Origin of the sequence: Bradyrhizobium erythrophlei (assembly GCF_900142985.1) — a bacterium.
In the GTDB taxonomy this organism is placed as follows: Bacteria; Pseudomonadota; Alphaproteobacteria; order Rhizobiales; family Xanthobacteraceae; genus Bradyrhizobium; species Bradyrhizobium erythrophlei_B.
This window is the reverse complement of record NZ_LT670849.1, coordinates 531,788-543,958: the sequence shown is the minus strand read 5'-3', so window position 1 is coordinate 543,958 and position 12,171 is coordinate 531,788. Positions and strand designations below refer to the sequence as shown.

Annotated in this window: 9 protein-coding genes; 5 read left to right on the top strand and 4 right to left on the bottom strand. The window is 61.6% G+C overall.

All coding sequences use genetic code 11. The annotated features are described in order from the left end of the window. Positions 1 to 21: 21 nt before the first annotated feature. The 3 genes from BUA38_RS02405 to BUA38_RS02395 are packed head-to-tail and all read right to left on the bottom strand — an operon-like array spanning position 22 to position 3,106. Positions 22 to 849, bottom strand: a complete 828-nt coding sequence (locus BUA38_RS02405) for a carbohydrate ABC transporter permease (RefSeq protein WP_072816541.1) — start codon at positions 847 to 849, stop codon at positions 22 to 24. Next, positions 846 to 1,787, bottom strand: coding sequence for a carbohydrate ABC transporter permease (locus BUA38_RS02400; RefSeq protein ID WP_072816540.1), 942 nt, complete (start codon positions 1,785 to 1,787; stop codon positions 846 to 848). Before BUA38_RS02400 ends, BUA38_RS02405 begins: the two co-directional genes overlap by 4 nt. Next, positions 1,784 to 3,106: an ABC transporter substrate-binding protein gene (locus BUA38_RS02395; RefSeq protein WP_072816539.1), complete on the bottom strand. Its 1,323-nt coding sequence runs from the start codon at positions 3,104 to 3,106 to the stop codon at positions 1,784 to 1,786. The genes BUA38_RS02400 and BUA38_RS02395 overlap by 4 nt, the downstream gene beginning before the upstream one ends. Before the next feature lie 198 nt (positions 3,107 to 3,304). On the opposite strand from BUA38_RS02395, the gene BUA38_RS02390 reads away from it, so the two are divergent. Both BUA38_RS02390 and BUA38_RS02385 read left to right on the top strand, forming a co-directional pair. Continuing rightward, on the top strand, positions 3,305 to 4,144 hold the full coding sequence (locus tag BUA38_RS02390; protein ID WP_072825759.1) for an aldo/keto reductase: 840 nt from the start codon (positions 3,305 to 3,307) through the stop codon (positions 4,142 to 4,144). Between the two features lie 289 nt (positions 4,145 to 4,433). Continuing rightward, positions 4,434 to 5,432: a DMT family transporter gene (locus tag BUA38_RS02385; protein ID WP_156898355.1), complete on the top strand. Its 999-nt coding sequence runs from the start codon at positions 4,434 to 4,436 to the stop codon at positions 5,430 to 5,432. Between the two features lie 164 nt (positions 5,433 to 5,596). On the opposite strand, the gene BUA38_RS02380 is transcribed toward BUA38_RS02385, so the two are convergent. After that, positions 5,597 to 6,058, bottom strand: a complete 462-nt coding sequence (locus BUA38_RS02380; RefSeq protein ID WP_072816538.1) for an Lrp/AsnC family transcriptional regulator — start codon at positions 6,056 to 6,058, stop codon at positions 5,597 to 5,599. Between the two features lie 148 nt (positions 6,059 to 6,206). Between BUA38_RS02380 and BUA38_RS02375 the strand changes: the two genes are divergently transcribed. From BUA38_RS02375 to BUA38_RS02355, 3 genes are all read left to right on the top strand, one after another. Continuing rightward, the gene (locus BUA38_RS02375; RefSeq protein WP_072816537.1) at positions 6,207 to 8,570 is read left to right on the top strand and encodes a transketolase; all 2,364 of its coding nucleotides are present in this window, start codon (positions 6,207 to 6,209) and stop codon (positions 8,568 to 8,570) included. A gap of 555 nt (positions 8,571 to 9,125) precedes the next feature. Continuing rightward, positions 9,126 to 10,556, top strand: coding sequence for an aldehyde dehydrogenase family protein (locus BUA38_RS02365; RefSeq protein WP_072816535.1), 1,431 nt, complete (start codon positions 9,126 to 9,128; stop codon positions 10,554 to 10,556). A gap of 221 nt (positions 10,557 to 10,777) precedes the next feature. Beyond that, positions 10,778 to 12,166 carry a C13 family peptidase gene (locus tag BUA38_RS02355; protein WP_083587403.1) on the top strand — a complete coding sequence of 463 codons (1,389 nt, stop codon included), beginning with the start codon at positions 10,778 to 10,780 and terminating at the stop codon, positions 12,164 to 12,166. Positions 12,167 to 12,171: the final 5 nt, after the last annotated feature.

Sequence of the window (12,171 nt, the reverse complement as noted above, 5' to 3'; positions counted from 1 at the left end):
AGGCGCGTGCTTGTAGTCCAGTCAGCCGCCCTTGACCGCGCCCGCGGTCAGGCCCGCAACGATCTGGCGTTGCGCAAACACCGTTAGCAGCAGCACCGGCAAGGTGACGATCAAGGCGGCCGCGGCGAGCGGTCCCCAGCTCAACTGGTCGTATGAAATCATGTTGTAGACGGCAACCGGCAGCGTTCGTGTTTCGCGCCCGGCCAGCACGATACCGAACACGAAATTGTTCCACGAGAAGATCACCGCCAGAATAAAGGCAACCGCGATTCCCGGCCGGGCGATCGGCAGCGCCACGTGACGAAAGATCTGCCAGCGCGTGGCGCCGTCGATCATGGCGGATTCCTCGAGTTCGATCGGCGTGGTCTCGAAATAGCCGATCATGATCCAGATCACGATCGGCACGGTCACCACCAGATGGATGATGATCTGCGGCCACAGCGTGCCGAGGAGGCCTAACCACTGGAACAGCAGGAACAGCGGAATGAGGTAAGAGAGACCCGGCGTGATGCGCGCGATCAGGATCACCGCGGCCGTTTTGTGCGCCCGCATGCGGGCGAGGCCATAGCCGGCCGGTACGCCGACCAGCAAGGCAAATGCGGTTGCCGCTCCGGTGACAATCAGGCTATTGGCGAAATAGGTCGAGAACCGCTTGGAGTCGATGACGGCCGAGTAGTTGCCCCAGTTGAAGTGCTCGGGGATGAAGACCGGCGGATAGGATGCGTTGTCGACCTCGAACTTGACCGACAGAGACAGCATCCAGAGGAAAAACAGCACGGCCGGCGACACAATGGCGAGAACCGCAAAGGCCAGCCCGATCCTGCCGGCCAATTGCCGTAACGAGCTCATTTTGAATCCCCGCCGTCATTCCAGTGCGTGCTCTGCCGCAACCGCAGCAAGGCGCCGGCGAGCGCGACAATGAGCGCGAAGAAAACCACGACGATCGCGGACGCGTATCCGACGTCGTAATAAACGAACGCAACACTGTAGAGATAAAGGTTGATCGTCTCCGAGGCGCTGCCCGGGCCTCCTTGGGTAATCGCGAAGATGATGTCGAAGCTTTTCACCGCGTCGATCATGCGGATCATCGACGCAATGAAAAGGAACGGCGTGATCAGCGGCAGCGAGATGTAGCGGAACGTCTGCCAGCGGGTGGCGCCGTCGATCAGCGCACTCTCATAGGGCTCGGCCGGAATTGCAGCCAACCCTCCGAGCACGATCAGCATGATCAGCGGCGTCCATTGCCAGGTTTCAACCAGGACCAGGGAAGGGATGACGGTCGCGGGATGAAACACCCAAAGCTGCGGCGGCAGACCGACGAGCGACAGCAGGTAGTTGAGGATGCCGAGTTGCGGGTGGAACATCATCGTCCACACCAGCGCGATGGCGACCGGGGTCGCCATCATCGGCAAAATGAAAAGGCCGCGCAGGAAGCCGCGCATCGGAAACTTGTTATGAAACACCACGGCCGCGAAGGTGCCGAACACCAGCGGCAAAGCGACCGACAGAGCACTGTAGACCAGTGTATGCCAGACCGATTCGATGAACCTGACATCGCTCGGCAGCCGGATATAGTTCGATAGGCCAATGAAGGAAGGCGGAGCTCCGACCTTCCATTCGTGCAGGCTCATCCAGATCGTATAGGCCCACGGAAAGATGATCACCGCGAGCACGACGATCAGCGCGGGAATAACGAACGGCCAGTAGGACGGGGGTTTCCACCCGTCCGATTCCTGCGTGGCGGACGTCGATGGCGCCGCCGCGCTCCCGACCGTGCTAACACTCACGACTTTTCGCTTCGCTCCAGGATCGGGCGGAATTGCTCGTGCGCCTTCTTCAATTCCGTTGCCGGATCGGCACCCGACAGCGTCGCCGTCACCGCGGCGCCGACGAGGTCGCGAAACTCGGCGACCGGAATGATGACGGGAAGGCCGAGCTTGCTGATCTTGGCCGATCCGATCACGGAGTCCAGCCAGTCCTGGTTCTTCACGCCCTTGCGCACCGTCTCGTCGTTGAGAACGGAGTTGCGGAACGGCACACCGCCGCCGGCCTGCAAAAGCCGCGCGCCCATGGTCTTTGAAACCGCCCACTGGCAGTAAAGATAGGCGGCTTCCTTCTTGGTGCTGGTTTGTGCGATGCCGATGCCGTCGCCATAGGTCGCCGAATATTGGCCCTTGGGTCCGGCGGGCACCAGCGCGTAGCCGATCTTGCCGACCACGCGCGACGCATTGGGGTCCTCGATCGGCGGAGCCCAGCCGACGCCATCGATCCACATCGCGGCGCGGCCCTGCGTCAGCGATGCCATCGATTCCATCCAGTTGAAGCCGGCGACCCCCGGAGGCGCGGTTTTGGTCAGCAGATGCTGATAGGTTTTGGTCGCTTCGATCGCTTCCGGACCGTCGGTCAGGATATTTCCCTTCGCGTCGAGAAACTCGCCGCCATAGTTGAGGAAGAAGTTGGTCCACAGCGTCATGTTGGCGTTGCGCAGGCCGCGGCCGGTAAAGCCGTAGATGCCGTTGGCGGGATCGTTCAGTTTCTCGGCGGCGGCAACCATCTCGTCGAAGGTTTTCGGCAAAGCGAGGCCCTTCTTGGCGAACATCTCCTTGTTCCAGTAGAGGATGAAGTAGTCGACCGACCACGGCAGCGAACGCATTTCGCCTTTTTCGTTCCGGGCGAACTGCTGTCCACCGGCGGAAAAATCGTCGACCGTGAGGTCCGGCGCGGTGAGATTCGGGTCTTTCATGAACGGCGTGAGGTCGGCGAGCCAGCCGGCCTTGTCGAATTGGCGCTTTTGCACATGATAGCTGACATGAACGACATCGAAGCTCGGCTTGCCTGACGTCAGCTCGATGACCGCCTTCTGCCGCTGCTGTTGCTCCGGAATGACTTCCGACTCGACCTTGATGCCGGTAAGTTCGGTAAACTCCGCTGCATATTTCTGTAGCAGTTCGCCGCGCGGCCCCTTGATCAGGTTGGCTTCGATGGTGGTGCCCGCGTATTTTTTCCATTGCACGTCGGCGCGCGCGGGAAATCCGCTCAGGCTGAGTGCGCTTGCGGCAATCGTTCCCTGCAACAGCGAACGCCGGCTCGGGCCGAAATGGGCCATGTGTCCCTCCCTGAAATTCGCCTTGAATGGCGCTTAATTATTGGCCGGCATTTTCGACGTGGCTGGCCTCTTCGGATTCATAGCACGCGGCGCGACCGGGGCAAGAACGCTACCTTCGTATGGGCAGCGCTTTGTCCGGCGTCGACGTCTCTAAAATCCTCGATTATGGTGCGGCCGCTTTGCAGCAAAGGTAACGAGATGAAGCACAGGAAGTTCGGCGCCACCGGTCATGACGTCTCTGTCATCGGACAGGGCACCTGGTATATCGATCGCGGCGATCGCAAGTCCGCGGTTGCGGCGTTGCGCCGCGGGCTGGACCTCGGCATGACCCACGTCGACACGGCCGAGATGTATGGCGATGCGGAGCTTGTCATCGCCGAAGCCATCGCCGGCCGGCGGGATGAAACTTATCTCGTCTCAAAGGTGCTGCCGAGCAACGCGTCGCGTCGTGGCACCATTGCTGCCTGCGAGCGGTCGCTGACGCGGCTGAAGACCGATCGGCTCGACTGTTATCTGTTGCATTGGCGCGGCAGCGTGCCGTTGTCGGAGACTGTCGCCGCGCTCGAGCAACTCGTCAGCGCCGGAAAGATTCGCTCGTGGGGCGTTTCCAACTTCGATGCGGATGATCTCGACGAACTTCTGGGTGTTGCCGGCGAAGGAAAAATCGCCTGCAACCAGGTGCTCTATCATTTGCAGGAACGCGCGATCGAGTACGCGGTGATCCCGTGGTGCGCAAAGCATGATGTTGCCGTGGTCGCCTATTCGCCGTTCGGCCACAACGATTTTCCGGATTCGCGCAGCAAGGGCGGCGCGGCGTTGCAGACCATCGCCAAACGCCACGGCGCCTCGACGCGCCAGGTCGCGCTCGCGTTTCTCGCGCGCGACCCCCACGTGTTTCCGATCCCGAAGGCGGGAAGCGCGGAGCATGCTGCGGACAATGCCGCAGCCGGCGATCTCTCGCTTAGCGCGGAGGACATCGCCTCGCTCGATCAGGCGTTCCCGCGCGGGCCGAAACCGCGAAGCTTGCCAATGCTTTAGAGAGGCCCCCAGAACCTTTTGGTGAGCTAGTGCAGCGGCTCTGACGTTGCTTTCGGTTTCGCGGCGACCTCTTCAAAGCAACGTCAGAGTCAAAGCTGCACTAGAATCATATGGTTGCTGGTGTCCTTAACGTTCTGACATTCGTGAAAATGGTCGCTGCGATACCGTACGAATGTCAGAACGGGACACTAGCGCATATCCGCTGCCTGTTTTCAGGTGTTGTCGCGCGCGTGCGATCGCGCTTTTGTGACGCCTCGCCCGATTCGATTTTCTTCGACCCGAGTTCAACGTGACCCGTTCTGCAACAGCCGTCAGGCTGGACAGCGCGCCATCGCCGCTGCCTGAAAAGCCATTGCCCGAGAAGAAGCTGGCGAATGCTGCGTCGGCGCGGGCCGACCGGCCGCTGCGCGGCATCGCGCTCTTGATCGCTTCGACGATTTTTCTTGGAACGTCGGACGCGACCTCCAAGTATCTTTCGACGACGCTGCCATCGATCGAGATCGCCTGGATCCGCTTTCTGGTTTTCCTGCTGATCATGGTTCCGGCGATGGTGCCGGGTTCGCCGCTTTTTGCGCTGCGGACACAGCGCCCGGTGTTGCAGGTCATGCGCGGCGCGGCGCTGCTGGGTTCGTCGCTGCTGTTCATTTCCGGCTTGCGGTTTCTGCCTATTGCGGAGGCTTCCGCGACGAGCTTCGTCTCGCCGCTATTCGTCACCGCGTTGTCGATTTTCTTTCTCAGCGAAAAGGTCGGCTTGAGGCGCTGGATCGCAACCGCGGTCGGATTGATCGGCGTGCTGATCGTGTTGCGCCCGGGCACCGGTGCGTTTCATCCCGCGGCATTCTTCCCGGTAGTCTCGGCCTTCGCCTGGGCCTGCTGTCTGATCATGACGCGCCGGATGAGCGGGCAGGAACGCACGATGGTCACCATGACCTATTCGGCCATTGTCGGCTTTGCGATTCTTTGCGCGCTGGTTCCGCTGGTCTGGGTTACGCCGACCTGGCACGACATCCTGTTCGGCGTCATCATCGGGCTGACGTCGACAGCGGGGCAGTGGATTGTCGTGCTCGCGTTCCGCTACGCGGATGCCTCGGTGCTGGCGCCATTTTCCTACGTCCAGTTGCTCTGGGTCACGCTGCTCGGCTTCTTGATCTTCGGCGAAGTGCCCGACGCCTGGACCGTGGTCGGCGCTGCCGTCATCGTAGCGAGCGGTCTCTATACCGCGCATCGCGAACGCGTCCGCCATTCGCAACTCGCCGCACTCGCGGCGGAGCGGTCACCCAACCCGTGATTTTCCCGATCCTTGTCGTCCCGGACAAGTGAGCGGCGCGAACGTGATCCGGGACCCATACGCCGCGGCCTTCCATTTTGAGCAGCGGTCGACGCTTTTCGCAAAGCGAAGTTGGCCGGTGGTTATGGGTCCCTGCGTTCGCAGGGACGACGGATGAGTTCAGCTCACACCGGCAGCGCGATCGAATACTTCACCTGGCTGAGCGCAAAGCTCGACTCGATCGAGGCGATGCCATCGAGCCGCGTCAGCTTGTTCTTCAGGAACGCTTCATACGACGACAGGTCGGCGGCGACCACGCGCAGGAGATAGTCGCGGTTCCCCGTCATCAGGTAGCATTCGAGCACTTCCTCCCATTTCGAGATCGCGCGCGCGAAGCGGTTGAGGTCTTCTTCCTTTTGCCGGGCAAGCTTGATCGAGATGAAGACCGAGACATGAAGCCCGACCGATTTCTGGTCGACGGTCGCGATATAGCGGCTGATGACGCCTCGCTCCTCCAGAAGTTTCACGCGGCGGTGGCAGGGCGAGACCGAAAGCCCGACCTTTTCGGCGAGCTCGGCCATGGTGACGCGGCCGTCGGATTGCAGATAACCGAGGATCTTTCTGTCGATCGCGTCGAGGGCATGCATTGGGATAAACCGTTGTTCTTGTGGACCGGGTTGGTAAAATATCCCAAAAAATCAAGGTGTGTCGCCAAAATTTGAGATTTTCGGCAGGGCCCGTCGCGGTAACATTCGGCCAAAATAGCCGCCAAACGCCTTTGGCCGGGAGCACGCCATGCCGATCGAGCCCGCACGCCTGGACATTCTGAACGCGCTGACCCGCAAGGTGCTGTGGTTGTCCTCCTGGACCATCCACCACGCCAACCATCTCAGGCCGAATACCGACGGCCTCAAGGTCGGCGGACACCAGGCGTCATCCGCCTCGCTCGCCACCATCATGTCGGCGCTCTATTTCTCGGTGCTGCGGCCGCAGGACCGCGTCGCGGTCAAGCCGCATGCAAGCCCGGTGTTCCACGCCATCCAGTATCTGTTCGGACATCAGACCCGCGAGAAGCTGGAGAATTTTCGCGGTTTCAAGGGCGCGCAATCCTATCCGTCGCGTACCAAGGACGTCGACGATGTCGATTTCTCCACCGGCTCCGTCGGCCTTGGCGTGGCGCAAACGCTGTTCGCCTCGCTGGTGCAGGATTACGTCAAGGCGCATGGCTGGGCGAAAGATCGCCCCGAGGGGCGGATGATCGCGCTCGTTGGCGACGCCGAGATGGACGAGGGCAATATTTTCGAGGCATTGCTGGAAGGCTGGAAGCACGGCCTGCGCAACACCTGGTGGGTCGTCGATTACAATCGCCAGAGCCTGGACGCCGTCGTGCGCGAAGGCCTCTGGGAGAAGTTCGAATCCATGTTCCGGAACTTCGGCTGGGACGTGGTGATCGTGAAATACGGCAGCCTGATGCGCGAAGCCTTTGCCGAACCCGGCGGCGAAGCGTTGCGCAAATGGATCGATGCCTGTCCCAACCAGCTTTATGCGGCGTTGTGTTTCCAGGGCGGGGCGGCGTTCCGCAAGCATTTGCGCGACGAAATCGGCGATCAGGGGCCGGTGACGAAACTGATCGACAGGCGCAGCGACGACGAGTTGCTGGCGCTGATGTCCAATCTCGGCGGCCACGACATGGCGAGCATGCTGGAGGCCTTCGAGTCGATCGACCACGATCGGCCCGTCTGTTTCATCGCCTATACGATCAAGGGTGTCGGCCTGCCATTCCAGGGCCACAAGGATAACCATGCCGGCTTGATGACGGTTGCCCAAATGGAGAAGTGGCGGGCTGCGCAGAACATCCGCCCTGGCCACGAGTGGGACAAGTTCGAGGGCCTGCCGCAGCAACCGGCCGAGATCGAAGCGTTCTTGTCGAAGGTCGCTTTCAACCGCGAGGGCCGGCGCCTGAGTGCGCCGGAAATCGCGGTGCCGGAACGGCTGACATTCTCGCCGTCGGCGCAGATGTCGACACAACAAGGCTTCGGGCTGCTGTTGAACGAACTGGCGCGTGGCGACAGCCGGCTTGCCGAGCGCATCGTCACGGCGTCGCCCGACGTCACGGTGTCGACCAATCTCGGTGCCTGGGTCAATCGCCGCGGACTGTTCGCCCGTGCGGAGAAGGCTGACCTGTTCCGCAGCGAAAAAATCCCATCGACCTTCAACTGGGACGCCTCGCCCAAGGGCCAGCACATTGAGCTCGGCATCGCCGAAATGAACCTGTTCATTCTGATGTCCGCGCTGGGGTTGTCGCATGCGATCAACGGCGAACGGCTATTACCGGTGGCGACGCTTTATGATCCCTTCATCGAGCGCGGGCTCGATGCGCTGAATTACGCCTGTTACCAGGATGCGCGCTTCATGGTGGCGGCGACACCTTCCGGCATCACGCTTGCACCCGAAGGCGGCGCGCATCAGTCGATTGCAACGCCCTTGATCGGCATGGCGCAGGATGGTCTGGCCTCGTTCGAGCCAGCGTTCGTCGACGAACTCGCCGTCATCATGGGGTGGGGCTTTCGTCATATGCAGCGTGAAACCGGCGAGGGCGGTTCGGTCTATTTGCGGCTCACCACCCGCAGCATCGACCAGCCGCAGCGCATCATGTCGGGCGAACTCGAGACCGGCATCACCGAAGGCGCGTACTGGCTGCGCAAGCCCGGACCAAACGCCGAAGTCGTCATTGCCTATACCGGGGCGGTCGCGCCGGAAGCGATCGAGGCGGTCGGTTTGCTCGGCGAAAGCCGCCGCGACATCGGCCTGCTGGCGATCACCTCGGCCGACCGGCTGCACGCGGGGTGGACGGCGGCGCGTGCGCTCCGCCGCGACCGCCGCGGCGTGGCGCACCTGTCCCATATCGAAAAGCTGCTCGCCCCGCTGCCGCGCGATTGCGGGCTCGTGACCGTGATCGACGGCCATCCGTCGGCGCTTGCCTGGCTCGGTGGCGTGCGCGGCCATCGGGTGGAAGCGCTCGGGGTCGAGCATTTCGGCCAGACCGGCACGATCGACGACCTCTATCGCCATTACGGCATCGATGCGAACGCCATCATCGATGCGGCCGAAAGCCTCACCTCCGGCGCGCCGGTGCGTCACCGCAAACTGGCGGTGTGACGCTCGGACGCCTGTCCTGGTTTGAGGCAGGCGCGGTCCTGATTGCAGCCTGTCGCAAATCGGGTGGCTTGCTTACCCGCAACATGTTTCTGGTCGGCCTTTCTCTGTGGGGTCCGGCCTCGTGCTCGATGTTCTCCTCGCCAGAAGGGCGCGCCGTTTTGGCGCCGCGTTGAAAGCCGCAGCGCATGGCATTCGCAGCGCGCTCAGGCGCGTCAGCGAACGCGACCGGTTGTCCCGACTTTCGCCCCTGGAACGTCGCGACGTGGGATGGCATCGGATCGATCAAGAACTGAGGAAATGGCCCTGGCACGGCTAACCGGGCGATCAACTGATCCGCGATATTCCGTGTCCCGGACGCGACGCGGCATGACAATGACGCGACGCTGAGCCGGGACCTATTTCGCCCCAGAGCCTTGCCACGTTGGCGCCAGCGATCCTATATCCTGCATATAGCCGCGACGCGGCGTCCCGCATGTGGCGGGTTCATTTTGCACCGTGCCCGTGCGAGGATGTTGGCTCAACGCCTCCATAGCCCCCGACATCAAGAGGTTTCCGATGGTCAACCGCATGCAATTCTACATCGACGGCGCCTGGGTCGATCCCGCCGTCAAGAAGTCCACGCCTGTCGTCAATCCGGCGACCGAGGAGGCGATGTATGAAATTGCGCTTGGTTCCAAGGCCGACGTCGACAAGGCGGTTGCGGCTGCCAAGCGGGCGTTCGAAACCTATTCGCAGACTAGCCGCGAAGAGCGCGTCGCGCTGCTCACCAAGGTCATCGAGGTCTACAAAGGCCGCATGAAGGAAATTGGCGCTGCCGTCTCCGACGAAATGGGCGCGCCGCTGCCGATGGCGGAAAAGCTGCAAGCCGGCGCAGGTCTTGGACACCTGATGTCGACGCTGGATGTTCTGAAGAGCTACCATTTCGAAGAGCCGATGGGCACGGCAGTCGTGGTGCGCGAGCCGGTCGGCGTCGTCGGCATGATCACGCCGTGGAACTGGCCGCTGAACCAGATCGCCTGCAAGGTCGCGCCGGCGCTTGCCGCCGGTTGCACCATGATCCTGAAGCCGTCGGAATTCACGCCGACCTCGGCGTTGATTTTTGCCGAAATCCTGCATGAAGCCGGGGTGCCGAAGGGCGTGTTCAACCTGATCAACGGCCTTGGCCCCGAAGTCGGCGCCGCCATGAGCGAGCACCCCGACATCGACATGATCTCGTTCACCGGCTCGACCCGCGCCGGCATCGACGTGGCCAAGCGCGCAGCGCCGACCGTCAAGCGCGTCAGCCAGGAACTGGGCGGCAAATCACCGAACGTCATCCTCGAAGGCGCCGATCTCACCAAGGCGGTGACCGGTGGCGTGATGCACATGTTCAACAACTCGGGCCAGTCGTGCAACGCGCCGAGCCGGATGATCGTGCCGCTGTCGAAGATGAAGGAAGTCGCGGCGATCGCCAAGGGCGTGGCCGACAAGACCAAGGCCGGCGATCCGCGCGCCGAAGGCACCAACATCGGTCCGGTCGTCAATCGCGTCCAGTGGGACAAGATCCAGGCGCTGATCAACAAGGGCATCGAGGAAGGCGCAACACTGGTTGCCGGCGGGCCCGGTCTGCCGGAAGGTGTCAACAAGGGCTTCTACGTGCGCCCGACCATCTTCGCCGACGTCACCAGCGAGATGACGATCGCGCGCGAGGAAATCTTCGGCCCCGTGCTCACCATCATCGGCGCCAGGGACGAAGAAGACGCGGTGCGGATCGCCAACGACACGCCATATGGTCTCGCCGGCTACGTCTCGGCCGACACCGTGGAAAGCGCGCGTCGGGTCGGCCGTCGCATCCGCGCCGGCAACGTCAATCTTCAGGGCGTTCCGAACGACCGCACCGCGCCGTTTGGCGGCTACAAGCAGTCTGGCAACGGCCGCGAATGGGGCAAGTTCGGCCTTGAAGAATATCTCGAGGCCAAGGCGGTCGCAGGTTTTAATGCGGCGTAAGTAACGCGCCTTTTGAAATCAGAACGCCGGGGCGATGTTTCGCTCCGGCGTTTTCTGTTTGGAACGACGTAAATTGTTAACCGCAACGCTGCTTCTTTGCCTGCAACTTCAGGCTGATTTTGTTAAATTCGGCCATCCGACCAATCGTTGCGATCGCGTCAATCAATCGTTCGCCTTTTTGCCACCATGCTGCGTCGGTTGCCTTGGGTTGGACGGATCGAATGAAAAGCTTCTTCCGGGTTGGGTTGGCGGTGGCGCGCGCGGCGCTTTGGCGGAGCACGCCGGCTGAAGGCGCGGTGCCGATTAGTACGGTCCTTCTGTGCGCTATCGTTACTGCCGCTTCAAACGCAGCCTATCAATATCTCGCAGTCGACGGGCCTGCTCGTTTCAGCCTTTATGGTGTCAATTCAATCATTGCCGAGACTGCTGTCTTTACCGCAGTGGCCATGCTGTTCTTCTTGCGCGCCCGCACGAGTGTGCTGGCGCAGCTCTTGCTGCTGGATGCATTAGCATTCTGGTTCCTCGTGGCGGTGCTTCATCCTCCATTCGCGCTTCATGACCTCATGAAGGGCATCATGTCTATTTTCTTCCTGATATGGTGGGTCGGTGCGGTCGCGGCCGTCTTACGCAGCATTGCTGTTAGTGACCGTGAGAGGCCGTTAGCCAGAGGAATCGGCTTTACGGTGGTGTCGACCCTGGCGATTTTGGCGTTGCCGGCATTTCCAACGTTCTCCGGCAGCGACTTCGACCTGTCTTCCTACAATGTCTGGGAATGGGGTTATACGAAATTCTTCACGCAGCCGCGCGCCGACAGTGAGCGCGCGGTCGACGCAGCGGCCATCGAACTTTCGCAGCCCAACCTCCTCGAAGCCGAAATCAAAAAGCTCTTGCCTGAGCGCAAGGGCACGATGGATATCTATGCCATCGGCGTCGCTGGCTGGTCGACCCAGGATGTCTTCATCAAGGAATTGAATGGCGGATTGGAGGCCCTGAACCGGTCGCTCGGCATCGATGGCGGTACGATCCGGCTCATCAATCATCGGGATGCGATCGACAACTCGCCCGTAGCGAACGTTACCAATTTTGCAGCTGCCGTCCATGCGGTGGCTGGAGTCATGAACAAGGATGAAGACGTTCTGGTGGTCTTCATTACCTCGCATGGCGGGCCGACAGGGGTGGGGCTCTATTTTCCGGGCGTAGTCAGTCTCGTGCTCGGGCCGCAGCACGTCGCTTCTGTCCTCGACCGCGAAGGGATCCGTAATCGCGTCGTGATCGTGTCAGCCTGCTATTCCGGTGTGTTCACGAAGGCGCTCGCGTCCGAGAACAGTATCGTCCTGACAGCCGCCGACGAGAACAGTACCTCGTTCGGCTGCTCCAACGAGCGCGAATGGACTTATTTCGGGGACGCGTTCTTCAATCAGAGCCTCGCTGAGGGCGTATCGCTCGAAAAGGCATTTGAGGATGCAAAACTAAAGATCTCGAAGTGGGAAGCGCGCGACGAGGTGCCTCCATCTTCGCCACAGGGCCATTTTGGCGCGTCGATCTCGGCTAAACTGGCCGCAAGGCTCAAGTCCGGCAGCGGCGCGCGAGCGAGCGCCGGCGACCGTTAGCCGGT